Raw genomic sequence first — 24,813 nt, forward strand, 5'->3', positions numbered from 1 at the left:
CAAAACGCAATACGGCTTCCAATGGAATATCAGGCAAAATACATTACAGACGACATCAAGCTTTCCTGTTATGAGGACAAGTTTTTCAAATCGGATATTATGTTCGACCACCATATGCTGGTTTGGTTTATCTCTGGAGAAACCAAAATTGTGCAGGCTGATGCGACTTATTATTTTAAAAAAGGTGATATCTTTTTAATTCCAAGAAACCAGCTTGCAACCATCATCAATTATCCGAAAGACGGGCAACCGCATAAAACGGTAGTGATGCATCTGTCTACTGAAAAACTGCGTGATTTTTATGCTGAACTGAATACCAAACCAAAAGCTATAGAATCACATAAAATACACAGTTACAGTAACCATCCATTGCTTGAAAGCTGTCTGGCTTCCTTGCTTCCTTATTTTACTATGGAAACCTTACCGGAAGATATTGCTTCATTAAAAATTAAAGAAGCCATAAGCATATTACGCACTATAGACAAAAAAATAGATGATGTGCTCACTAATTTTGAAGAACCCGGAAAAATTGACCTTGCCGGTTATATGGAAAAGAATTTTATGTTTAATCTTCCTTTGGAAAAATTCGGGTACCTAACAGGACGCAGCCTGACAACTTTCAAACGGGATTTTAGCAAAGTATTTCATACAACACCACAACGATGGCTTACGCAAAAGCGATTGGAACTGGCACATTATCAATTTATCGAAAAGAAGAAAAAGCCAATTGATGTCTGCTATGAAGTTGGATTTGAAAACCTATCGCATTTTTCACATGCCTTTAAAAAGCAATTTGGCTATTCGCCAACCGAGCTAACGAAACGGCAAAATGCTTAATATTTACAGAGTCTCTAAAAACTTCATATAATCAGGCACACTCCTTTCAATCCACTCGTCAGAAGCATTGAGCTCAATTCCGTAATAAGCAAAAAAGTAGCGGTAGTCCGCCTTGATATATTCAAAAGTCAGTTCAAAAGGAGCCGTCAGCTCTCGCAAGTTATACTTGTATTTGCCGTCGGCTCTATATTCTTCTTCGTCTATTCCCACGGATAATGCCATTGCTATTTTCTTACCAGCCATCTTATAGCCGCTTTGACTTCCGTACGCCCAACCATACGTCAGTACTTCATCCAACCATTTTTTAAACAACGGCGGACAATTAAACCAATAAAAAGGAAATTGGAATATAATCTTGTCAAAGGATTCTATCAGCTTTTGCTCTTTAGCAACATCAATTTTTTCATCGGGATAGACTTCGTATAAACGATGGATAAAATAATCTTCTGGATTTTTTTCTAATTCTTCAATCCATCTTTTATTGATTACAGATTCTTGTATATTTGGGTGTATTACCACAACTAATGTTTTCATTTTTATATTTTCTTAATTTGTAAATCTGGAACAAAAGTAAAGCACTACACTTAATTCTGTATATTAGCAACCAATTGTATGATACTATCAAAAAGGTAAGTAATGACTAAAATAAAGGAAACTTCAACCAACTTCGAAAACAAAAAGCTATTGGAAGATGAATGTCTGGAAGTATATGCTTCGGGCATCATTGGAGGACAATGGACTTTAGCGATATGCTGTTACCTGATTAATGGAAAACTAAGATTCGGAGAATTAAAAAAATGCATGCCAACTATCACAGAACGTATGCTGACTTTACAGTTGCGTAAATTGGAAAAGAATAAAATCATCACACGCACCGTTTATGCAGAAGTTCCGCCAAGAGTAGAATATGAATTAACCGCTATTGGCTATCAGCTAGGCACTATAATCGGGGAACTTGAAGATTGGGGAAGAAAGCACAAAGAACTAATGAAACCATGAAATTAGTTTTTCTATTCTTCTTTTGCCTTCTCATACATCCCATATGCAATGGGCAGCAAACCTATACAATTACGGAAGGCGAATTGCAGTTTATCCATCCTGAAAAAGGAATTGTTATCAAAAAAAATGACTCTTTCTATAAACTGGATATCAATGTTGATTTTATTGGCAATAAACAAAATATAAGTTCGGCTTTAAGTCCTATTAAGGAAGAGGAAGTCAAAATTCTTTCTAAAAAACAAAATAGTATCACTTATAATGAAATTGATGGCAGTTATGATTTCAAAAAACTGCAAAAGCTGCAATTTGTATTCGAGGAAGATAAAGATGATTCCTATAAATTCTGCCAATTCAATCCCAACTATTTTGCTATTTTTTCCAACAAACGAGAAAATGAAGCAACCTACACTTCTCTGGTTGAATACATGCCATATATCTTCATTCTGTTTGGAAAGAAAAAAATAATCTACACTTACCATAATGAGTACGTATATCTGATTCCCACTAAAAACAAAATAAACCTATTTGAACAGTACAGTAAACCTATTGCCGAGCTGAAAACAGAAAAGTTAGTCCTTACCAATAATGAGATATTTGAATTTTCTATCCATGCATTCCCTAATCTTGAAGAAAGTTTTTTCAAAATAGACTCGTTATCCAACAAGAAAGTAATCCTAAAAAACAGCTATAACGAAACACTTATATCAAAAAGTTATGACTCTATAGTACTAGGCACTCTAATCCGATGCTATGATAATGGCTCAATTGACTTATACAACCTTGCTTTAAAAAAGCTAAACAAAACCAAACTTAAGGCAGTAAAACAGTACAGAGGAAGCCTACAGGTAATTGAAAACAACCGCTTAAAATTAATGGACTGGACTGGAGCCGAAATTAAAAAGAAAATAGACTTTGGAATCGTTTTATTGGAAGCGCCTGAAAGAAATTATTTCTATGAGGTCTCAATTAAAAAAGAACCTCATTTCGTTTTAAAAGCGAGAAACTTTGACAATTTTTGTAGAGAAGATTCAAACACCACTATTGACAGTATTTCTTTACTCAACACAGAAAACATAAAAGCTTTCTATTTTAAACAACAATCTACCGATACTATTGCCCGCCCTTATGATTTTACACCACATTTCCAATCCGACAAAAAAGCACGTATTACCGAATTGGTAAATTTTGACTACGAAACCATCTGGTTCTTAAACAATGATGGTACTTTTGGAATGAACTATTTGGGCCATTTTATCAAAACAGATTTTGATTCCACCACATTTAGCAATCATCAAAAGCTGCAATCTGTAGATTATAATTATCCTTATTACAAAATCAGGAAAAACGATTTGTATCAGTTCTTCCCACTACAAAAAGACTTTCGTTATAAGAAACTGGGCGATTTTCAAGGTAACTTTGCCCGTTTCGAATTATCAAATGGACAAAAAGGCTGGTTAAGTCTGGACGGTAAAGAATCTCTTGATTGATGTTTTTTTAACTTTGTTCCAGGCACTATAAAATGCCCATAATGGCAGACATTTTAAAATTAAAGAAAACACAATGGTAGCAACCTTTTTTGCATCACAGGCGGAATTTAGAAAATGGCTCAAAAAGCACCATAAAAACGAAACGGAGCTTCTGGTCGGTTTCTATAAATTGGACAGTGGGAAACCATCAATGACCTGGTCGCAATCTGTTGACCAGGCACTTTGTTTTGGCTGGATCGACGGAGTACGGAGGTCTGTAGACAAAGAAAGTTATTCTATTCGCTTTACACCACGAAAAAAGACAAGCAACTGGAGTGCCATAAATATCAAAAAGATGGAAGAACTTACCAAAGCCGGACTGATGACCGAAGCTGGACAAAACGCTTTCATCCAAAGAATAGAAAGCAGGTCAAAGATTTATTCCTATGAAAATGAACCTGTACTTCTTGATGCCGAATATGAAAGTCAATTCAGAAAGAACACCGCCGCCTGGGATTTCTTTATGAAACAAGCTCCATCTTATAAAAAGCTAACGATTCATTGGATCATGGATGCAAAGCAGGAAAAAACCAGACAATCCCGACTTGAAAAAACAATCCGTGAAAGCGAGCAACAAAAAAGAGTCTGATAATTACAGAATAACGCTACTTTTTCTATAATTCCTTTTCCTAGCAAAAACAGGCCCTCACAACCTTTTTCACTATTGCTCATAATTTTTTCTGATTATTTTTTGCACAGTTCTAAAATATGTATTTACTTTGAATTACAAAGTACTTTTCGAAAGCCGAAAGTCGAAAGTCGAAAGTCGAAAGTCGAAAGTCGAAAATCTTAAATCAAAAATCTTAAATCAAAAATCTTCATATCATGAACGCAACATCACACACTCTTTCTTCAACTTTAAAAAGAAGAATATTAATTGGCGGAGGAATTGCTACAGCTTTGATTCTTTTCTTCCTGATAACCGCTGGCGAGCCCAATCCGGAATGGGGAAAATTCTGGAGAATTAAACCTCTTATAATTGTACCATTGGCGGGAGCTTTTGGTGGTGGCCTATTCCATTACATCAATCAATTTATGGGCGGCAAAAAAATAGGAACAAGAATAGCGGCTTTCTTGATTGGAGCTATAGCATTTATTATAGCGCTTTGGATGGGCACCGTATTAGGATTAAACGGTACGTATTGGAATTAATTTCGCAATTCGACCAACTAAAACAACCTTTAAATTACTATCAAAATGGCAACGAAATCATTTAATAGTATTACTACCCTATCCGTGATAGTAACTTTCATGGCAGTAGTGCTTGGCTTTATTGGCGTTGTGATTTCTGAAATTTATCCGGGGTTTATTATCTTATTTCTTTTGATGCTGATTGCAATTGGCTCAAAGTTTTACGCCAAGAAAAACAGTAATAAGCCCAATAACTTTCAGGGAAATTATTACACATTCCTCGGTATTCTTAATGTGCTAATAATTCTTGTGACTTTGTGGATGACATTTGTAATCACCCATGATCGTATTCTTCAGGATTGCTGCTGATTTATGAAATCTATACCTAACGAAAGTCAATTTTTCAAAATCCTTTCCTTATAAACTTTGTGGCTCTGCTTCTTTGCGAGTAATTGTTTCACGCAAAGACGCAGAGCCGCAAAGAAAAAAGTATAACTTAGAAATCTATTGCCCAGAAAAACAATAAAAAAGCCTCAATTGAGGCTTTTTCTTATGGCTGAAACTCTTTATCTTCTAAAACAGAAGTTGCATATTTTACCCAAAGTTCTTTCGGGATAGTACTATCTATAAAATAATCAGGCTGTAGTCCGATACCGTCAATCTGCATGCCTGGTATTCTATAGCTTTTAGATAAACAGTAGCCCAATTGGAATTTCTCATCTGGTGATTTTACAAAATTCATGTTTGAAATATCCAATACCCCAAAAGTAGTCGTTCCAAAAAGCTTTACTTTTTTGCTTTGTTTAGCTGCCATCAAAAACTGTTCGTCAGTACTTCCGTTAGCCTCATTGGCTATGATAGCTACCTGTTGGGGAAAAGGCAATACAGAATCCATCTTCTGTATATGCACTTTATCGTCTCCGTTCAAATTCACAAATTTACCTAGATTGTCATTAAGCAATGTGAGCGCAGCATTTACCTGCATTCTACTTTTTTCTGACAAGTCCGGCATAGACAAGTAGCCTTCCATCCTTTTGTTGTTTAATGGTGTAGACAAAAGTTCCATGCCTACAATACGTATTGGATTCGTATACAAATAAGGGATAATATTCGCATAACTGTCATCATCGCCACCCGTTCCGTTACGAATATCAATTATTAGATTCTTAGTACTCTTGATATCTTTTTCATTGGCCAAAAGCACGCTGTCAATCGCCTTTTTTTGCATCCCGTTAAAAGAAGGAATTCGCAATAGCAAAGTCTCTCCAGAAATTTTCTCCATAAAAGGCTTTCCGGTACTCATTGCTTTTGCGTAGAGTTGTATATCTGCATTTTCAGGAAAAGTAGGGTATTCTCGCTGCAACTGAATCGCAGGTGCCAATTTTATAGCATTTTTCCCAATCCAATCTACCTTGCTGAATTTTAAAGGCGAAAAATCTCCCATATAATAAACACCAGAGCCATCTTCTTTTATTTCCAATTTTAACTGTTGCGGTTTCCATGCTGCATTAGTCGTTTCCAGTACAACTCCTTTATAACCTTTATCCTTTTTGACAATACCAATTTTATACACTCCTACTTTCCATATTCCCGCAAAGTCCTTAACATCTTTTGTAGGCTTGTTTCGCAATTCTTTTTCCTTTACAGCTAATACTGGCCATTCCTTAACATCTGCCGATTTTCCCGGAGCTGTTGCCAAAGCCATAACTCCAAAATGTCCTTTTCTAAAAAACTTCAACCATTCATTAAGCACTTCAGCACATTCATGACTTTCTGTTATCGTTTTCATTTTTGCTGAAAATGCAGCATTGTGTTTTTCATACATATCCATTCCTTTTTGCTGGATAGCATAATCAAAGCCGGCATCGTTTTTTTCAAATGTCTCTTTAACCCATTTAAAAGCTTCGGAACAGTCGCATGTTTGGGCTTTTACGACAAATGTGGTAAACATTAAAAAGGAGGAGAGCAAAAATGCCTGGAAAGTAAATTTCATAAAAGTAAGGGTTATGTTATGACCTCTAGTTCAGTCTAAAAATCATCTGCAAGATAATAAAGAAACTTTACACCAATTCTATATTCAAATTAGCTTATTTTATTCATTATGCCTTTTGTGTCTTTGCGCCTTTGCGAGCAACTATTTCACGCAAAGGCGCAAAGTTTTAAAACAGCTATTTTTATGAACTCCTAAATGCTTTGTTTTATAAGAATTTTACTCTAGTTTAAAACATTTTAATATATTTGATTTCAAACGATTATCTAGAATAACTATAAACCTAGCTAACCACTCATAGATCTCATTAACCCATGAAAAAAATTCTACTCCCAACTTTTGTCCTTATTTCATTTCTATCCAACGCTCAAAGCATAGAAGAAAAAATTGCTAAAAAAGCATGCGAATGCGTAGCGCAAAAAGCTGAAATTGGCGATGATGCTTACAGAAACTGCATTGCCGATATCGTAAAGGATGCTATTGCTAAAGAAGAAGACGCCAAAACCCGGGAAGAATTAAATACGGTCGAAGGACTCATGACATTGCTCCCAAAAGTCAAAAGTCTTTTGCCTGAAATCTGTGACAAGGCAAAAGGGCAAAAATCAGACGATAAAGAAAAAATATTCTATTCCGATTCCAAAATTGAAAGCGCACAAAACGCTTATATAATAGCTAAAGATTTTATGCGCAATGGTCAACATAAATTAGCCATTGAGAACTTTCTTATGGCTATTAAAAGAGACGAAAACTTTGTCTTGGCTTATGATGATTTGGCTGTTTGTTACAGGAAATTGGAAAAGTATAACGATGCTATAAAATACTATAAAAAATCACTCGAAATTTATCCTGAAGGCGACTTTGCACTGATGAATATTGCCGTTGTCTATTCTTTAAAATCAGATTTTAAAACAGCTATTGGATATTATGAAAAACTAATACAGTACCATCCCAATAATGCCGAAGGTTATTTTGGGGCCGGGAAAAATTATTTCTTGCTAAAGAATTACGAAAAAGCACTGAACAATATATTCACAGCACACCGAATCTATATTGAAGAAAACTCCCAATACGCTAAAGATTCTGAACTGGTTATAGGTGCCATTTATCAAAAAATGCTGGAAGAAAATAAAGAAGAGTTGTTTAAGAAGATTGCCAAGGAGCATGATATTCAGTTGGATTAAAACCCACATGCCCACTTTCAAAACTAACACTGCCAAAATGAACTTTTTTAAGAAAGACCTAGAAAGCGAAAACAAAAAGAGACTCCAAAACCTTGTTGATCAGACTATAAAATCTGATGTCCCACAAGGATGGAGAAAACTTGTATTTGGAATTGGCGGGTTAAGTGAAATTGGGTTTTCTAAACAATATCCAAATCTCTTATTAGTCATTTCAAGCCAAGGCAGGGGAATAATTGATTGTGAGAATCTAAAATTAATAGAGAGAGATTATAATACCGATTGGAATTGGATAGATTCTTTTGAATTAACTGCCCAGGGAATAGGAGTTTTATCAAATGAGAAGATTTTTGTTTCCGGACTGCATGGAGGAGGTTTGCCTCTAATGAACAAAGATGGAGATTCCCTGAAATTTATGGCTACCGAATGGCCAATTATCGATATTATTTTTGAGCCTCGTTTTAAAAGCATCTACAAAGAAAATCAAGCGCAACAATGTTTTAGGATTTTTCACGACTATGAATTACGTGCCTACGGATTTTCATATGATGGAGAAACTTTCGTAATAGCCACAAGTAGTGAAATCAGTATATATAGAAAAGAAATATCGAAATACTAATTATAAGAGAGCTGAATGAATAAGATACTGAGACCTTCAACATTAACTGTTAACAAATGAAAAATTCTATCTGCATTCTTGTATTACTCCTATTTTTAAATAGCTGTAAAAAACAAGAAATTGATTCGCCAAAAGCCAATCTTCCCACCACAATAGAGTCCAAATCAGAAATTACGGATTCCAACAAACTTGAAAATGATATTTCTCAGGCAATAGAAGATATAGAAAAATCAAAACCCGAAGACAGGAGAAAAAACATCATCCAATTTTTAAGTTTTGCAGATACAATTGATGGTGCTGTGGCTGAAAGCTATTGCAATTTTGCTTTTGAATATGTAGAAAACAACACCAAAGATTTTCTTTCGGTACTTACTCCAAATGATTCCATAGCAATTGCACAATGGGCTAAAAAAAGCTCTGATGAAATAGCAATACTGGCTGAAACTCCTGAAGAAATTAGCAGCCTCTGGACAGAAATAAACAAAAACCATATCGCAAAAAGACAAAATCTAAGTCCAAATGAAATAGAACTTGATAAACTTTATCTCAAAGAATTAAAGTTGGCAATTGATAAGCATTAAAAAATATTGGGATACTAAATCTGAGAAATGCAATTAAACAACATATCATCCTCACACAAAAACAAAACATTTTAAATCAAAACTTTAACAAACAAAAAAACAAAACAAATGAAATCACTAATTAAAACTTTACTAATCAGCCTTGCCGTAGTTTCATGTTCATCAAATAAATCAGGAGATTCAAAAGTCAACACAGATGCATCGTATGGCTATACCGAAAAAAATCCGATAAAAGTGGGTGGTTTTTCAAACGGCCCAGCTAACGAAAGAAGATATCTGAATTCATTATCCGGCCCAAATGGGGAAACTATAAATTATGAGAGAACAGGAAGCTGCTGTGCTTTTGAAACAAAAAACAGTCCTTTTGGTAGCGGTATGCTAGATGCTTATGCTGTAACTTATGAAGGTAAAAAAGATACAGTAATGTTATATCTCAATATGTATGACAAAGCATCCTTAAAGGCTCCTGTAGGTTTTAAGTTCAAGTAAACTTTGTAAATAAAATAATGAAATCCTTTTTTTTATCGATCCTGCTCTTTGCCTCATTTTTTGCTTATTCGCAGGATGAAATTGACGTGGATGAAATCTCATCAAACGATTATGAAAACATAGAGTATGATGGGGACTTATCTAAATTGGTTATTTCACTTACTAAAAACTCCAATACGGACTTAGAAAAAGCCGAAGTCATTTTTAAATGGATTACCAATACTATCAGCTACGACTATAAACTGTTCAATAAAAACAAAAGAGCAAAAAAATTCAGGTGTAAGAACAAAGCAGAATGTCAGCAAAAAATGATTGATTGGAAAAACAAAGAAATTAAAAAAATCCTTCGGAAGAAAAAAGCGATTTGTTGGGGATACTCCGAACTTTACAAAAGAATGTGTGCCATTGCTGGTGTTAACTGCATTATTATTAACGGATATATAAAAACAGACGCGGCGCATGTTGGCCGAATGGGTATTTTAGACCATGCCTGGAATGCAATTGTCATTGACAACGAATATCATTATTTAGATGCGACCTGGGCGTCAGGATACTGCACAAAAAAAGAAAATGGAAAATTAAACGGATTTGTAAAAAAATACAATGACTATTATTGGTTAACGCCCATAGATAAATTATCCCGAAATCATTTCCCAAAAGACACTTTACTATTGGTAAATTCCAAGTATAATAAAAAGCTTTTCAAGCAAAATCCTTATATCGAAGGCACAAAGCTTCCTTTAATTGAAATTATTTCGCCAGATTCCGGGGTATTGAATCAAAAAATAAATGACACCATTAAATTTTCGTTCCAATATTCAAAATCAATCAAGAATCTCCAAATCAATACTAATCTCAAACGAAATCCAAAAATATGGCGGGTTACTAAAGGAGTAAGAACTATAGATGACAAGGCACTCAGCAAACAGGAATATATTACACCCACAAAACAAAACGGCATCTATTCCTTTGAATATGTTGTGCAAAGCAACTCACTACGATATATTGAAATTTTATTTGAGCACAGGCTCGTTCTAAAATATCTAGTAAAGATTACGGAATAAGATTGCTGCCAACTGTCACTTTAAACCGCATCATTTCAAAGCAATCATTTTTATTTTAATCATTTATCAGAAATCCAATCACAACAATTCGGTGCATTTAATTTCAAATGTGTCATTAAATAAATTAAACAATTATGGGAATAGTAATTTTTCCTTTTATACTCTTAGCTGCTATAATTAGTATTATTTCGATGGTTTCAGTAATAAAAAGCATCCCAAAAAGAGAACTTAAATTAGAACAAGTATTTTTAGGCTTTGTTTTATCAGCTGCCATATATTTTACAATCATCTCGTGTTATGTTGCAATCGGATCAGCCTGGGTTTTAAGTACCGGATTTATAATTCCTATCTTTATGGTTTTCCTGCCCTATTTTGCATCTAAGACATTGAAAACAGGAAACTCAAAACAAATTTATTGGTCAAAAGTCCTCTTAGTAAGCATTAGTATTACCGCAATTTTAGCGACAATTTATTTTGAATATGCTTTTAATTTCTTTGATTATTATGGGATTGAAAAGACACATTAATAACAGATTTATTAAGCACATTTAATTTTCGTATATTAAATAAACCCCCATGAAATCAGTTATAGTAATACTATTATTCATCTCATTTACTTCTTGCAAGCAAAATCAAGATACTAAAGAATTTCCTGAAAAAACTTTATCAGACACTACAACCGTACAAGCCACTAAAACCGAAAACCAACAAATCCATTATTTTGATACCACATTTGTTGTCAACAAACAAAACTTTCAATTCACGATAAATGACATCGATGAAGAGAATGTCACGCTAACCTTTATCAGAAATTCAAAAAATATAAAAACAGATACCATTTCATCCATCGGATTAGGCGACTTTGAATTTATTGACTTTAATAAGGATGGTAATACCGACATACAATTCACTTATCTCGGCAATAATCCTTCCTTTTATCTTTATTTGTTTGACAGCAAAAACAATGAGTTCAAAAATGTAAAAGACTTTGTCAAATTTTCATATTCAACTCAACTCAAAACAAATCCAAAATATTATTATTCCTATGAAAGAGCGGGATGTGCAGATTATAATTGGGTAAGCGATTTATTCTATATTGATAATTTTACTGCCATCCAAATCGGGCATATATACGGACAAGGCTGTGAATTTGAAATAGAAAAAAATCCTCAAGTAATTGAGATTTTTAAAATTATTGGCAATAATGAAGAAAACCAAAAACAGATTGAAAAACTGCCTTATACCAAAAACATATCTAAGTTTGATGAAAAATGGGATTTTATTGAAAAGTATTGGAATGCTAATTATAAGAAGTTTGAATAAAAAAGAATAAGACCTATAGCATTAATAACGACACCTTAATAAAGAAAATATTAAAAAAATTAATGATAAAGAGTTTGATAAGCCGAAGTATGAAACGATAAGAGAAAGATAACAGCAAAAATCCCCTAAATAACAAAGCCAATTTAAATCAACAACTATGACAGAACAAACAACAACATTTCTTAAATCAAGCCGAAAAAGACGAATTGTAGCATTTTTAATCGACCACTTCGTGTTAAGCTTCTTAATAGTCTCTATTTGCTTTCTCGCACTTGGCCCAGATTTTATAGATAAAGCCAGTACAGGTAAAATAATATCCCTGCCTTTGATTATGTCTTTAGGATTTCTTTTATACTTATTAAAAGACAGTATAAAAGGAATTAGTATTGGAAAATGGGCTATGGGAATTATGATTCGTGATGAAAATAACCCAACCCAAATACCATCAATTGGTCGTTTATTTTTACGGAATGTGCCGTTTATAATTTGGCCTGTTGAATTTATCGTATTGGCAACAAGCGATCAAAAGAAAAGATTAGGAGATAAGATTGCTAAAACAATTGTAGTCAAAAATCCTAATAAGCCGGCACAGCTTCCTCGAATTTTAATGCTTATTGGCGTTGCAATTGCCTTTTTTGTACTCTTTATTGTTTTAATAGGTAGTGCCATGAAAAATTCAGACGCCTATAAAACTGCAATAACCGAAATCGAAAAAAGTGAAGAAATCCGAATCCAAACCGGAGGTATTAAAGGCTACGGAATAATGCCAACAGGAAACATTAGTGTATCTAACAATGAAGGACAAGCCCAACTTGAAATCAAAGTGTTAGGAAACACTAATGACATGCACGTAAATGTCTATTTAGAGAAAGAAAATGGACAATGGAAAGTAATAGAAATGCAATAATAAAAATAGTTATTAATTGTAATTTTCAAAACAGCTAAGCCGCCTATTAGGCGGCTTTGTTATTTCTATTAAATTCATAAAAACATTTTATCGATAAAATATGCTTTTTATCAAATGTTTTAGTAAGAATTTACTTTGGATATAATATTTTAATATATTTGATTTCAGACAATTACAAAATTTCAACTAAACAATCTACAATTAATGATACCAATTTACGAACAAGGACATCAACAAGGGATTGGGCATGGATTCAAAAGTTTCTTAAGAACATTTATTCAGATATGTGAAAATCATTTAGATAATGGGCGTGCCAAATCATTTGCATTCATCTTATATGATTTTCATGATAATCAAATTAGAGACATTCTAAAAAGTCAAGGAGGTTTTGCAAAACTAGATAGACTTTCAGGTTCTGAATTATCTATTTTCTATATCCATTCTAACGACAAAAAGCTAATCAAAACATTTAATCAAATTTTTTTAGGAGCATTCGAAATAGAAAACACAGCCGAGTTACCGGGTGTCATTTTTTTTAAAATAGTTGATAGGAATGTTGAAGATTTACAAATTGTTGAATTAGAACAAAATGATAAAATGTTTGCATTTCAAGAACTTTATTCAACAATAGAAGATTATTTAAAAGATAGTAGAAATATACCTAAACCTAAAAAGAATAAATTGTTTAATTTTTTTGGCAATGTAAAAAAAGTCGCTGTCGAGGAATTAATAGCTTGGGTACTTAATGAGAGTATAAAAAAGGCTCAAAATTTATGATAAAAGCCAATTTTTAAACAAAAATTCAAAATCCTCAAGTTTCAAAACATCTTAGAATCAATAAATTAAATATGAATAACACTATTTGTTATATTGTAAAAACATGGAATAACGGAAACAAAAACAGTTCAGGAGCCGGATATGGAATTCGTATAGGCATTAAAAATTTTGACGATTTAAAAGATTGGGAAGAAATTATTGTTGACACTAATTCTATTAAACGTACATCACAAAATTTCACGAAAAAATGTCCCGAAATTAGAAATATAATTATTGGGAAATTTTTACTCAAAAATGATTTAAGCAATTGGAAATATGGGAAACCTTTTAAACTTAAACTTTGCAAAGTTGGAGAGAATAAATTTGAACTTAAAATATTATAAATTAATAAATCGCAGAAAATTTTACTTGATAAACTTAAAAACTAATATTTATGGAGGAATGGATTGAATTAGGATATCAAATAATAAGAGATCTCAAAAAGGCAGTAGAAGAAAACAATAAAGAAGAAATTGAAAGACTAGAAAAGGTAAAGCAACATTATGCTAATTTTTTTCAACCAACGATTTCTATTGAAAAATTTAAATCAGATAATGGTTTAATTTAAACATGAAAAATTTACTCACTCTACATGAGGCTGTAATTTTAATTTTATTAAAAAAGCCTAATCGGACAGCTTCATATGACGAAATAGCCAAAGAAATTGAAAAGCGTAATTTATTCCCAATTAGAAAAGGAAATATATCACTCAGTGAGCAAATAAAATTAAGAACGTCTATCGCATCAAGCAAATACAAGCACCTTTTTCAGAAGGTTTCTGAAAATGAAATTAGGTTTACTTAAAATAATATTATAATCTATAAACAGTTGACTCATTATGATAATACATGAAGATAATTTTGCATATTCTATTTCACTTTCAATTAACGAAGGAAAATCAAAAGGTTCAGGATTCAGATTAAAATATAAAGGATATAACTTTATTGTTTCAGCCAAGCATGTTTTCTATGATTCAAGCAATAATCTATATGGTGACCTTTTAATTGCAACATGTCAATCACCATTAGATGATGGAAAATTAATTTTTCAAATTCATCTAGATGAAGCCAAAATATTCTATTCAAAAACTTCTGATGTTTGCGTTATACTTTTAGGTAAAAACTATCCTGTATATTCAGAATCAGTACCTTTGAAAGATGATTTAAACCAAATAAAAAGACCTGCAAGTTTAGAAATCGAAGAGTATATTCACATTTTAGAAGAATCTGCCAGCCATATAGTATCGGTAGACATTGAAGCGACAAGAAATCTAAATCAAATTAGAATAGCTAATGAAGTTTATCTCATGGGATATCCTACTTCATTAGGTCTAAAAGAAAATAAATATTTTGACAGCTCAAAACCTTTAATGAGAAAAGGAATTATTTCAGGTATAAATATTAAAGAAAATACTTTTATAATAGACTGCCCGTCTTATCAAGGAAACTCTGGAGGCCCTGTTGTAGAACAAGGAGAAGATGGTTGTTTCTGTGTAATAGGAATTGTCTCGCAATATATACCTTATGAAACTGAGTGGTATAATAGTCGTGAAAAAATTAAAAATACAGAAGTAGCAAATTCTGGTTTTTCAGTATGCATCCCCTTTGATTCTATCACAGAATTAATAGAATCAAATTTAGATAGTTTATAATTTTGTGATAATTCAGATTGACAAATATTGCATTAACAATAAGTTTTATAAACAAAAAACCGCCTCACAGCGGTTTTTTTAATTTTCTCCCCAAACACTTCACACCAAAAAGCGCACGCTTTTCATCAGCATTTATAGAAATATCAGAATGATATAAAGCCATATCATGTACCAATTTTAACGACTTCGATAATTCCAAAGTGCCATAAAACAAAACAAATTCAATAAATTCAAATTGAGCTAGTGTGAGTCACACCTACATTCTCGCACGTTGTGCATTACCCTCTGACATAGGATCTCATTCGAACATCAAACCTTTTAGTAAGAATTATTCTCCATTTAAAAACAATTTAATACATTTGATTTCAGACAGTTATAAATATTACACTATATATAAATGAAACTAATAATAATCAATAAAACGAATAGCCATGAAAAAAAACGTAATTTACATTTTAAGTGTATCTTTTCTTATTCTTAGTTGCGGTACACCGAAAACATTAAAACAATTAGGCTGGTCAAAAGGATGTCCTTTAGAACGACTAAATTGGATGGAAGCTTCTGAAGGTTATGACAGTAAAACAATGTTAGAAATTGCCACAAAACTAGAAGCTGCTGTTAAATCAGATCTATCGGCAATTAAAGGTGACGCAAAAGCAAAAGGAGAACTTAATTCGACTTTAAATGACATCGTAAATAAAAATGGTGGTGGTAAAATAAAAGTATCTCAAGAATTTTATGAAGCATATATAAATAAACGTTCTGGAATATGTGCAGTTTATCAAGGAATAAAAGACAAAATATTTACTGACGATGTTGCAAAAAGTAAAGCCCAAGAATTATACTTGAAACTTGCGGAATCTTTTTCACAAATAAAATCTGAAGAAGAAAAAAAAAACCAATAGTGAGTTTCAACGGAAGACAGGACTCCATAATGAAGTTTACAATCACAAACAAGGACACAAAAGCATTAGATTTAATACGTCTTTTTTTACAGCATCCAACAATTGAAAAACTTAAAAATACTGGTACTGGATGGAATCAACCGGTTCAATATGAACCCGTAGAAAATTTAGGAGAAATCATAGTAGATATAAATCTTGACAAGACATACATATCCAAACTTTCTTACAATATTATCTTAGCTCCCGAACAGACCAAATCGTTTATTTTTAAATATTCTACTAAAACCAAACATCCTGATGACAATCAAATTATTGATTGGAAAAATTATAAAATTGTATTTTGGTTTCAATCTTCCAGTTTTTCTGACTATATCATTGAAGAAATAGAAATTGACGAATAAATACTAACAAGTATTTTACACTAGAAAAACCGCTTCCCAGCGGTTTTTCTATATTTCCTCAACTCCCTCCCACAAACACTTCACCCCAAAAAGCGCACGCTTTTCATCAGCATTAATAGAAATATCAGAATGATATAAAGCCATATCATGCACGAGTTTTAACGACTTCGATAATTCCGAAGCGCCATAAAACAAAACAAATTCAATAAATTCAGATTGAGATGGTGTTAACCACACCTTTACCTTTGATACGTTTCGTGTATTACCCGCTGTGTCGGCTGAAGGATTCAGCTCGTCACCTTGACTTTTAGAAGTTTGCATTTTGTATGGATTATAAAGTTTATAAAAAAGGAGAGGTCACCGCAAACTTCGTTAATTTTTACATTAATCAGTCTCGGGACTTTCACCCGTTTGCCTCTCCCAAGGTACATTTCAAAATGGATTTGTGAATAATGTGTCATAAATTAATAAAGTTTGCATTACAAACATACACCTTATTTAAACACATAGCCATTTGTAATCGCTTATATACGGATAATTACAAAACGAATAAAGCTATCCATTATTTCCTCCTCATATACGGAAATCCGTAATCATACTAAAAATCAATACATTATATTTGATTATTGCGCTTTATTATTAACTCTCACACACTTTACATTATGAAAAAATTACTTTTATTAGCAATCCCCTTATTACTGTTTGGATTTACATCACCTAGCAGCAACCCTAAAAAAGAAGAAACCATTAATCGCAAAATGATGCTTGCCAATTCTTTGTGCGTTGCATCCTGTACAACAACGCATATCAGGGTAAAGATTGCAGGAGACCCTCTTCCTCCGGGAACTATCAATTGGTATCTTGACGGGGTTCTTGCCGCCACCGGAGGACGTATTTTTAATGTGCCAAGAACAGCTACAATCGTAACTGTTGCAGTAGGCTCTCCGGGAGTTTTGGTAGCAGGAGACACTATAGCAGCGTTGAGTACACAATGTGCCGTACCTCCTTGCCCATAAATTGCAAATTTGCGATAAACAAAAAAGCCTCTATTTGATAGAGGCTTTTTTGTTCTAGGGTTAAATTCGCCCTGTTATTTGTATATCTTATCAGAAATTGATTTGAAACTTAGAACCCCAATTGATTTAGGCAGTAGCTATACCCAAACTCTCACCAATTTTCAAAGCACATTTTTCACCATCAATAGCTGCCGAAATAATTCCTCCGGCATAACCTGCGCCTTCCCCACATGGATATAAGCCTTTGATGTGCACATGCTCTAACGAGAAGTTATCTCTTGGAATACGCACCGGCGATGAAGTTCGTGATTCGGGCGCATGCAAAATGGCATCGTTGGTCATATAACCTCGCATGGATTTGCCAAACTGCACAAATCCTTCACGCATGATTTGCGTTAAAAAGCCCGGAAAAACCTGTCCCAGTTCTACCGGAGTCGTTCCCGGAACATAAGATGTTTTTGGAATATCGGCAGAAACCTTGCTTTGCGTAAAATCAACCATACGCTGTGCCGGAACTCGTTGGGTTTCGCCTGCCAAATGCCAGGCACGCTGTTCGATGCTTTTTTGGAATTCCATTCCCGCCAAAGCACCAAACTTGGCAAATGGTTTAAAATCTTCCAGTTTTAGTTCGACAACAATTCCTGAATTGGCTGTTTCCTGATCACGTTTGGATGGCGACCAGCCGTTGGTTACTACCTCACCCGGACTTGTAGCACAAGGTGCAATCACGCCACCCGGACACATACAAAACGAATACATTCCCCTGCCGTTCACCTGTTTCACGATAGAATACGGCGCCGGCGGAAGATAATCTCCACGGAAATCACAACTGTACTGTATGCTGTCAATCAGCGTTTGCGGATGCTCCGCACGAACGCCCAAAGCAAAAGGCTTGGCCTCGATAAAAATTTTCTTTCGGTCAAGCAATTCAAAAATATCCCTTGCCGAATGGCCTGTAGCCAATATGATTTTTGAAGCTTTTATGAGGTCGCCCTTTTGGGTTTCTACTCCTTCTACTTCGTTGTTTTTTACTAAAATATCCGTCACACGAGTATCAAACAAGACTACGCCACCAAACTCGATAATCTTTTCACGCATTGACTTGATGATTTTCGGCAGTTTGTTTGTCCCGATATGCGGATGTGCTTCTACCAGAATTTCTTCCGAAGCGCCAAACCCAACAAACAATTCCAAAATACGGTCTACATCACCACGCTTTTTAGAACGGGTGTACAATTTACCGTCAGAATAAGTTCCGGCTCCGCCCTCGCCATAACAATAGTTCGAATCCTCGTTTACGATATGATCTCTGTTGATGGCTTTTAAATCACGGCGTCTTTCCTGCACATCCTTGCCACGTTCCAACACTATAGGCTTTAGTCCTAATTCAATCAATTGCAAAGCCGCAAAAAGACCCGCAGGACCTGCTCCAATAACAATTACTTCCTGCTTGCCAGACACATCTTTATACTCCGGAAGTCCGATTTTGGTTTCCTGATAATCTTCTTTCCAATACGCCTGAATCTTCAGATTAATCTTGATTGATTTTTGTCGGGCGTCAATAGAACGTTTGAGTATGGCAATATGCCTGATTTCGGCAGGATTTACCTGCATCAGCTTGGCAACATGTTCGGTCAATAATTGCGAATTGGCAGCCACTTCGGGCACTACTTGTATTTGAAATTCTCTCGGCATGGGGCAAAGGTAGAAAAAGGATTATTTTTTACCATAAATTAATGGCTTTTCATAAATCAGAGATTGCAAAATAAAAAAGGTTCAGCTTTCGCCAAACCTTTTTATAAAGACTAAAATACGATTTTATTTCTTGATAAACTTGTAGTTCATTACCTGATTGCCTACTTCCATTTTCACGAAATACATTCCCGTTTGCAGCTCTGAAACCGGAATAGAAGTTGTATTTGCCGCATTTGGAACCTGCTTCACCAACATTCCGTTGATGGAGTATATTGCAATGTTTGAAATCACTTCGTTGGTTCTGTTATCAATGTTTAAAGTGTTTGAAACCGGGTTTGGATATAATGAAATCAAACTGTTAAGATTATGTCCGTCAACACCTAAAGCTACAGCCATCTCTAAGTAGTCAGGAAGACCGTTATTGTTCGTATCATCATCAGCAGGATTATTGTTTCTGTTATAATCTTCATTAATAGTCAGAACTCCATCGCCATCATCATCATTATCCAAATAATTTGGAATACCATCATTATCTGTATCTAAAAGAGAATTAGTACTATTTGAATTTCTTCCGGAAGCAAATACATATTCAAAAGAAGTCAGAATCATATCGCCATCATCATCATTGTCAAGGAAGTTTGGAATACCGTCTCCATCTGTATCATCATTTTCCAAATTCCCGTCTCCATTCAGGTCTTCAGAAGCTGTTGCGATAGTATCCAAATCATAATCCACATTGCAGTCGATGGCTCTAAGAATTATTTTTATAATCTGCCCATTATTATTACCATACATAATTTCCTCATAAGCAGCAGGGTTATGATAAATTAATGGCTGTATCTCATTAACTTGATTTTGCGCATCAGATAAAGTATGATGAAACGTCATAAACGGAGCCGAAAGGTCGTCAATAACAACCTGAAGATCGAAAGCCGCAGTACCATCCAAGTCTGGATCACATTTTGTGTATTTATACGTATTCATTTCAGACGGAAGACTAAATCTCCATCCTTCCTGTGTAGCTGCCCAAGCCCCTGTATTTCTTCCAGGAGGTGTCAGTGCTATAGTTCCTGATTCATTGACAATACCGGTTATAGCATTTCCGCTATTCCATGCAGTACAAACTGGTTTGCTGATTATCTGCACATCTATAGTGTTCAATGTTTCATAAAGTACCGTCTGGAATGTACTTTTCAGATTTGAACAAACTGCCCCTCCATAATGTGGCTGGTCAATAAACATCAGAATGAATTTTCTGTATGGAGCGGCACCTACAACCGAATAGGAAATGGTTCCTGTTGCGTTACCATTATTCAAATCGTGATAACAGGCCAGGATTGCATTTTTTATCTGAAAACTTAGATTTGGGATTGTAGTCGTAATCTGCCATGGACCATTTTGATTGGCTAGGCTTGTCCTAAAATCGATATACCCATTTGAAGATACCACCAATTGATTATAGGTATTGCCATAAAAAGTAAAGTTAAATGGCAAGGTTACGACCGGCGAATTGCGATCATCCACATTAAACAATGGCGTTGGCGAGATTAAAGTATACGCTTGGTGCGGTATTGCTGACACGGTATATTGCGCATTTCCTTTATTAGAAAGGAAAAGCAAGGGAAGCAATACACAAAATAATTTTTTAGTTAAGTAGTTGTTTTTCATACGTTTGTTTTATTCAAATATACAAAAAAACTTACATACGATTATTTTTTTTCTTCATAAGCACGCAACGCAAAAGAAGCCAGCCAATGCTCGCCTTCATAGTTCCCATCAACTACAGAAGGTAAGGAAAAATCCATATGTTTGTCGGCCAAAACTTTTAAATGTGAAAACTCTTTAGGATATTGGTTGATTAGATAATATAAGTTCCAGGCACGGCTAAAATTCAATCCGTCCAAATGCACCAGATGACCGTCGGTGCGATCAGAAACCTTTGCCACATCCCAGGTAAACTTTTTATTAAAAAGTGGTGGCGCAAAGCTTTTCATCCATTTCAAGAATTCTTCACGAGGCAAAATACGCTGCATGATGCCCATTTCTTCCAAGCAAGGCGAAAGGAAATCCGTTCCGCTAGGTTCCCAGGTGAAGGGACAATCTTTATCATTTTGAAATAAGCGCATCGCATTCTCTTTGATACTTTTTTGCAAGGCTTCGTTTTTGGAATGTACCGCATAATCCCACGCAAAATTCAACCCAAAAGCCGTATTCGAATGCGTTCCTGCCCGCACAGGATACAATAGTTTTGGCAAAAATTCGATATATCGTGTAATGATAATATCTGACAATGGTTTCAGATTATTGGCCAACTCTTTTGCATAGGGTTCATTTGAGGTTTCGAGCTCGAGTTGCAATTTCAACAACCATGTCCAGCCATAAGTACGTTCAAAAGACTTTTCATGCTCTTTGGAAAGGTAAGCTACTTCCTGCTGTATGTTTTCTTTAGAAAGATTTACTTTTAATTTCTGTATGATTTCATTGCGTTTGTCCAGGTCTGGAAATTGTTTTAACAGATAGACCAAGCTCCAATGTCCGTGAACGGACGAATGCCAGTCAAAACAGCCGTAAAATGCCGGATGCAGCTTTTTTGGTGATTGTAATTCGGTAGCGTCCTGCAAAAGTTGTCCTAATTTATTAGGATATTCCTGTTGCAGGCACTTGATTGGCAAAGTAGCGAGATGGTTTGCTTTTTCTAAAGTCAGTTCTTGCGAAAAGCCCAATTGAAAACAAAAAAGAAAGAGATAATGCGATAATTTCATGGTACATCTTTTCCCAAAAATAAACTTTTGTGACTAATTCTATACAAAAAAAGAACAAGCCGCTATAAGTTCGTAGATTTGTATTCCAAAAAAGCAATAAATAATGTCCAGAAGAATAAAGCTAATATGGGATTTCAAAGGCCCAGCCGGCACCAAAACCGCAGAACATCACGAAATCCATCTTAAAGAATTTATCGAAGCAGAAAAGCTTCCACTCAACATCACCGGATTCGAAACCCTACACGAAATGCACGCCATTGCTTTTATGGTCGTGGAAGAAGAGAATATGATTGCGGTGAGGGATGCGTTGAAACCGCATAGAGGGGAAGTGTGGGAATAGTTGATAAGGGATAGTTTTTAGTGGACAGAGGATAGTGGATAGTTTTTAGTGGATAGAGGATAGTTGAAAAGGGATAGTGGATGGTTGATAGTTGGGAGTGAGTGCAAAAAAATAAGATTCCAGAAAACATTTATAGTGCCCTCTGAAATCTTAAATCAAAAAAGTGGATAGTTTTTAGTGGATAGTCGATAGTGGGGAGTGAGTGCAAAAAATAAGATTTCAGAAAACATATATACTACCCTCTGAAATCTTAAATCTAATATCTCAAACCTAAAATCTTAAATCCTAAGTCTTAAATCGGAAATCAAAAATTCGTAATTCCAAATTCCTAATTCCAAATTAATTCGCCACTTCGCTGATAAACTTAATGCGCATCAAACGAAGTTCTTCGATGTCGTAATCGCCATCAAATTCCTTAAGGGCGTCTTTTATATTATCAGAATGTGATTCCATAAAATATTCATGGATTTCTTCCTGCTGGTCCTCGTCTAAAATATCGTCAATCCAGTATTTGATATTCAGTTTGGTACCTGAATAGACAATCTGCTCCATTTCTTTTAGCAGTAAGTCCATCTCAAGTCCTTTGGCTTTTGCGATGTCGTTTAGGGAAAGCTTTCTGTCTACGTTTTGGATAATGTATAATTTCAAAGCTGAATTCGCTCCAGTAGATTTTACAACTAAATCATCCGGACGGATAATATCGTTGTCTTCAACATAACGCCCTATCAGCTCGACAAAATCTTTACCGTATTTCTTGGCTTTTCCTTCTCCAACGCCGTGAACACTACCCAATTCCTCAATAGAAACCGGATATTTCAAAGCCATATCTTCTAATGACGGATCCTGGAATACCACAAATGGCGGCACACCCAGTTTTTTCGCTACTTTTTTACGCAAATCACGCAACATGCCCATCAAAACTTCATCTGCTGTACCCGATGATTTTGCCGCTGTAACAATAGCTTCGTCTTCTGCTTCGTTATAATCATGGTCTTCTGACATCATGAAAGAAGTAGGGTTTTTGATAAAATCAGCGCCTTTTTCCGTAAGCTTCAATATGCCGTAGGTTTCGATATCTTTTGACAGATAACCATCTACCAGAACCTGACGAATCAGAGCCATCCAATAGCGTTCGTCAAAATCAGCACCGCTGCCAAAGAAACTCTGTGCATCGGTTTTATGTGCCTTGATGGTAGCGTTGATTTTACCAATCAAGGTGAAAATAATCTCTTTTGATTTGTATAAATGTTTGGTATCACGAACAATCTTCAGCAATTTGACTACCTGGTCTTTTGCCTCCACTTTTTTCTTCGGATTCCTTACGTTATCGTCCATATCGGCACCTTCGCCTGTCTCGCTGTCGAATTCTTCTCCAAAATAATGCAATAAGAATTTCCTTCTTGACATAGAAGTTTCCGCATAGGCTACAACTTCCTGCAAAAGCGCAAAACCAATTTCCTGTTCGGCAACCGGTTTTCCGGCCATAAATTTCTCCAGCTTTTCTACATCTTTGTATGAATAGTACGCCAAACAATGTCCTTCACCGCCGTCACGTCCTGCCCTACCCGTTTCCTGGTAATAGCTTTCTAATGATTTTGGAATATCGTGGTGAATAACAAAACGAACATCCGGTTTGTCAATTCCCATTCCAAAAGCAATTGTTGCGACTACAACATCAACATCTTCCATCAGGAACATATCCTGGTGTTTGGCACGTGTTTTAGCATCCAGACCCGCATGATACGGAACCGCACTGATTCCGTTTACCTGCAAAACCTGAGCAATTTCCTCTACCTTTTTACGGCTAAGGCAATAGATGATTCCGGATTTTCCTTTATGTTGTTTGATAAATCGGATAATATCCGATTCAATGTTTTTAGTTTTTGTACGTACCTCATAAAACAAATTCGGACGGTTGAACGATGCCTTGAATGTCGTAGCATTGACCATATCCAAATTCTTTAGGATGTCTTCCTGTACTTTAGGCGTAGCTGTTGCCGTTAATCCAATTACCGGAATATCTCCAAGCTGTTTTATAATGGCCCGAAGGTTTCGATATTCCGGACGGAAGTCATGTCCCCATTCCGAAATACAGTGCGCTTCGTCAATAGCCACAAAAGAAAGCGGCACGCTTTTCAGAAACTGTATGTATTCTTCTTTGGTTAGCGATTCCGGCGCTACGTATAATAATTTTGTAATTCCGGAAACAATATCCTTTTTTACCTGAGCGATTTCGGTTTTTGTAAGTGATGAATTTAAAACGTGGGCGATTCCATTTTCCGAAGAAAGGCTTCGAATGGCATCCACCTGATTTTTCATAAGCGCAATAAGCGGAGAAACTACAATTGCCGTACCTTCCTGTGTTAGGGCTGGAAGTTGGTAGCAGAGGGATTTTCCGCCACCGGTAGGCATAATAACGAATGTATTATTTCTGTGTATGATACTCTTGACAACTTGTTCTTGCAATCCCTTAAATTGGCTGAAGCCAAAATATTTTTTTAACTCGTAGTGGATGTCAATTTCGTTTGAATTCATTCTTTTTTAATGGTATTTTACATAAATTTGCACAACATAAAGATACAA

30 protein-coding genes are annotated in these 24,813 nt (G+C 34.9%); 23 read left to right on the plus strand and 7 right to left on the minus strand.

Annotation, left to right across the window (positions count from 1 at the left end):
- The first annotated feature begins 21 nt into the window (after window positions 1–21).
- Window positions 22–837 (plus strand): helix-turn-helix domain-containing protein, encoded by an 816-nt coding sequence (locus FJA49_RS07495; RefSeq protein WP_140000629.1) that lies wholly within the window; start codon window positions 22–24, stop codon window positions 835–837.
- 3 nt (window positions 838–840) lie between these two features.
- Here the strand turns inward: FJA49_RS07495 and FJA49_RS07500 are convergent, their stop codons facing one another.
- On the minus strand, window positions 841–1,371 hold the full coding sequence (locus tag FJA49_RS07500) for an NAD(P)H-dependent oxidoreductase (RefSeq protein ID WP_140000373.1): 531 nt from the start codon (window positions 1,369–1,371) through the stop codon (window positions 841–843).
- A gap of 102 nt (window positions 1,372–1,473) precedes the next feature.
- Here FJA49_RS07500 and FJA49_RS07505 point away from each other — a divergent pair, with 102 nt between their 5' ends.
- The 5 genes from FJA49_RS07505 to FJA49_RS07525 all read left to right on the plus strand — a co-directional run bounded on the left by FJA49_RS07505 (window position 1,474) and on the right by FJA49_RS07525 (window position 4,862).
- Window positions 1,474–1,836, plus strand: coding sequence for a winged helix-turn-helix transcriptional regulator (locus FJA49_RS07505; RefSeq protein WP_140000374.1), 363 nt, complete (start codon window positions 1,474–1,476; stop codon window positions 1,834–1,836).
- Window positions 1,833–3,323 carry a hypothetical protein gene (locus tag FJA49_RS07510; RefSeq protein ID WP_140000375.1) on the plus strand — a complete coding sequence of 497 codons (1,491 nt, stop codon included), beginning with the start codon at window positions 1,833–1,835 and terminating at the stop codon, window positions 3,321–3,323. Before FJA49_RS07505 ends, FJA49_RS07510 begins: the two co-directional genes overlap by 4 nt.
- Before the next feature lie 73 nt (window positions 3,324–3,396).
- Window positions 3,397–3,951: a YdeI/OmpD-associated family protein gene (locus FJA49_RS07515; protein WP_140000376.1), complete on the plus strand. Its 555-nt coding sequence runs from the start codon at window positions 3,397–3,399 to the stop codon at window positions 3,949–3,951.
- A gap of 236 nt (window positions 3,952–4,187) precedes the next feature.
- Window positions 4,188–4,514 carry a potassium transporter KefB gene (locus FJA49_RS07520; RefSeq protein ID WP_140000377.1) on the plus strand — a complete coding sequence of 109 codons (327 nt, stop codon included), beginning with the start codon at window positions 4,188–4,190 and terminating at the stop codon, window positions 4,512–4,514.
- A 45-nt stretch (window positions 4,515–4,559) separates the two neighbouring features.
- Window positions 4,560–4,862, plus strand: a complete 303-nt coding sequence (locus FJA49_RS07525) for a hypothetical protein (RefSeq protein WP_140000378.1) — start codon at window positions 4,560–4,562, stop codon at window positions 4,860–4,862.
- 181 nt (window positions 4,863–5,043) lie between these two features.
- On the opposite strand, the gene FJA49_RS07530 is transcribed toward FJA49_RS07525, so the two are convergent.
- A complete protein-coding gene (locus tag FJA49_RS07530) occupies window positions 5,044–6,486 on the minus strand; it encodes a S41 family peptidase (protein WP_199758367.1) in 1,443 nt (480 codons plus the stop codon).
- Window positions 6,487–6,797: 311 nt separating this feature from the next.
- Here FJA49_RS07530 and FJA49_RS07535 point away from each other — a divergent pair, with 311 nt between their 5' ends.
- The 15 genes from FJA49_RS07535 (at window position 6,798) to FJA49_RS07600 (ending at window position 16,417) form a co-directional block, all read left to right on the plus strand.
- Window positions 6,798–7,664: a tetratricopeptide repeat protein gene (locus FJA49_RS07535; RefSeq protein ID WP_140000379.1), complete on the plus strand. Its 867-nt coding sequence runs from the start codon at window positions 6,798–6,800 to the stop codon at window positions 7,662–7,664.
- Window positions 7,665–7,701: 37 nt separating this feature from the next.
- Window positions 7,702–8,280, plus strand: coding sequence for a hypothetical protein (locus FJA49_RS07540; protein ID WP_140000380.1), 579 nt, complete (start codon window positions 7,702–7,704; stop codon window positions 8,278–8,280).
- Window positions 8,281–8,336: 56 nt separating this feature from the next.
- On the plus strand, window positions 8,337–8,861 hold the full coding sequence (locus tag FJA49_RS07545; protein WP_140000381.1) for a hypothetical protein: 525 nt from the start codon (window positions 8,337–8,339) through the stop codon (window positions 8,859–8,861).
- 108 nt (window positions 8,862–8,969) lie between these two features.
- Window positions 8,970–9,350, plus strand: a complete 381-nt coding sequence (locus tag FJA49_RS07550; RefSeq protein ID WP_140000382.1) for a 2-dehydro-3-deoxyphosphooctonate aldolase — start codon at window positions 8,970–8,972, stop codon at window positions 9,348–9,350.
- Between the two features lie 17 nt (window positions 9,351–9,367).
- Complete coding sequence (locus FJA49_RS07555; RefSeq protein ID WP_140000383.1) at window positions 9,368–10,414, plus strand: transglutaminase domain-containing protein; 1,047 nt, start codon at window positions 9,368–9,370, stop codon at window positions 10,412–10,414.
- Between the two features lie 134 nt (window positions 10,415–10,548).
- Complete coding sequence (locus tag FJA49_RS07560; RefSeq protein ID WP_140000384.1) at window positions 10,549–10,941, plus strand: hypothetical protein; 393 nt, start codon at window positions 10,549–10,551, stop codon at window positions 10,939–10,941.
- A gap of 49 nt (window positions 10,942–10,990) precedes the next feature.
- Window positions 10,991–11,737, plus strand: a complete 747-nt coding sequence (locus FJA49_RS07565) for a hypothetical protein (protein WP_140000385.1) — start codon at window positions 10,991–10,993, stop codon at window positions 11,735–11,737.
- Between the two features lie 157 nt (window positions 11,738–11,894).
- The gene (locus FJA49_RS07570) at window positions 11,895–12,644 is read left to right on the plus strand and encodes an RDD family protein (RefSeq protein WP_140000386.1); all 750 of its coding nucleotides are present in this window, start codon (window positions 11,895–11,897) and stop codon (window positions 12,642–12,644) included.
- A gap of 204 nt (window positions 12,645–12,848) precedes the next feature.
- Window positions 12,849–13,421, plus strand: a complete 573-nt coding sequence (locus tag FJA49_RS07575; RefSeq protein WP_140000387.1) for a hypothetical protein — start codon at window positions 12,849–12,851, stop codon at window positions 13,419–13,421.
- A 71-nt stretch (window positions 13,422–13,492) separates the two neighbouring features.
- On the plus strand, window positions 13,493–13,804 hold the full coding sequence (locus tag FJA49_RS07580; protein WP_140000388.1) for a hypothetical protein: 312 nt from the start codon (window positions 13,493–13,495) through the stop codon (window positions 13,802–13,804).
- A 50-nt stretch (window positions 13,805–13,854) separates the two neighbouring features.
- Window positions 13,855–14,028 (plus strand): hypothetical protein, encoded by a 174-nt coding sequence (locus FJA49_RS18420; RefSeq protein ID WP_158629460.1) that lies wholly within the window; start codon window positions 13,855–13,857, stop codon window positions 14,026–14,028.
- 2 nt (window positions 14,029–14,030) lie between these two features.
- The gene (locus FJA49_RS07585; protein ID WP_140000389.1) at window positions 14,031–14,264 is read left to right on the plus strand and encodes a hypothetical protein; all 234 of its coding nucleotides are present in this window, start codon (window positions 14,031–14,033) and stop codon (window positions 14,262–14,264) included.
- A gap of 34 nt (window positions 14,265–14,298) precedes the next feature.
- Window positions 14,299–15,111: a trypsin-like peptidase domain-containing protein gene (locus tag FJA49_RS07590; protein ID WP_140000390.1), complete on the plus strand. Its 813-nt coding sequence runs from the start codon at window positions 14,299–14,301 to the stop codon at window positions 15,109–15,111.
- Between the two features lie 431 nt (window positions 15,112–15,542).
- Complete coding sequence (locus FJA49_RS07595; protein WP_140000391.1) at window positions 15,543–16,016, plus strand: hypothetical protein; 474 nt, start codon at window positions 15,543–15,545, stop codon at window positions 16,014–16,016.
- Window positions 16,016–16,417, plus strand: a complete 402-nt coding sequence (locus FJA49_RS07600; RefSeq protein ID WP_140000392.1) for a hypothetical protein — start codon at window positions 16,016–16,018, stop codon at window positions 16,415–16,417. Before FJA49_RS07595 ends, FJA49_RS07600 begins: the two co-directional genes overlap by 1 nt.
- 48 nt (window positions 16,418–16,465) lie before the next feature.
- Here the strand turns inward: FJA49_RS07600 and FJA49_RS07605 are convergent, their stop codons facing one another.
- Window positions 16,466–16,738, minus strand: a complete 273-nt coding sequence (locus FJA49_RS07605; RefSeq protein ID WP_140000393.1) for a hypothetical protein — start codon at window positions 16,736–16,738, stop codon at window positions 16,466–16,468.
- A 341-nt stretch (window positions 16,739–17,079) separates the two neighbouring features.
- Here FJA49_RS07605 and FJA49_RS07610 point away from each other — a divergent pair, with 341 nt between their 5' ends.
- Window positions 17,080–17,433, plus strand: coding sequence for a hypothetical protein (locus FJA49_RS07610; RefSeq protein WP_140000394.1), 354 nt, complete (start codon window positions 17,080–17,082; stop codon window positions 17,431–17,433).
- A gap of 126 nt (window positions 17,434–17,559) precedes the next feature.
- On the opposite strand, the gene FJA49_RS07615 is transcribed toward FJA49_RS07610, so the two are convergent.
- From FJA49_RS07615 to FJA49_RS07625, 3 genes are all read right to left on the minus strand, one after another.
- Window positions 17,560–19,128 (minus strand): NAD(P)/FAD-dependent oxidoreductase, encoded by a 1,569-nt coding sequence (locus tag FJA49_RS07615; protein WP_140000395.1) that lies wholly within the window; start codon window positions 19,126–19,128, stop codon window positions 17,560–17,562.
- 123 nt (window positions 19,129–19,251) lie between these two features.
- Window positions 19,252–20,796 (minus strand): T9SS type A sorting domain-containing protein, encoded by a 1,545-nt coding sequence (locus tag FJA49_RS07620; RefSeq protein WP_140000396.1) that lies wholly within the window; start codon window positions 20,794–20,796, stop codon window positions 19,252–19,254.
- A gap of 41 nt (window positions 20,797–20,837) precedes the next feature.
- A complete protein-coding gene (locus FJA49_RS07625; protein ID WP_140000397.1) occupies window positions 20,838–21,890 on the minus strand; it encodes a DUF2891 domain-containing protein in 1,053 nt (350 codons plus the stop codon).
- 103 nt (window positions 21,891–21,993) lie between these two features.
- On the opposite strand from FJA49_RS07625, the gene FJA49_RS07630 reads away from it, so the two are divergent.
- Entirely contained in the window at window positions 21,994–22,230 is a 237-nt protein-coding gene (locus FJA49_RS07630; protein ID WP_140000398.1) for a hypothetical protein, read from the plus strand.
- A 339-nt stretch (window positions 22,231–22,569) separates the two neighbouring features.
- On the opposite strand, the gene recQ is transcribed toward FJA49_RS07630, so the two are convergent.
- Entirely contained in the window at window positions 22,570–24,765 is a 2,196-nt protein-coding gene (recQ, locus tag FJA49_RS07635) for a DNA helicase RecQ (RefSeq protein WP_140000399.1), read from the minus strand.
- Between the last annotated feature and the right edge of the window lie 48 nt (window positions 24,766–24,813).

This window comes from Flavobacterium microcysteis, from assembly GCF_006385255.1.
In the GTDB taxonomy this organism is placed as follows: domain Bacteria; phylum Bacteroidota; class Bacteroidia; order Flavobacteriales; family Flavobacteriaceae; genus Flavobacterium; species Flavobacterium microcysteis.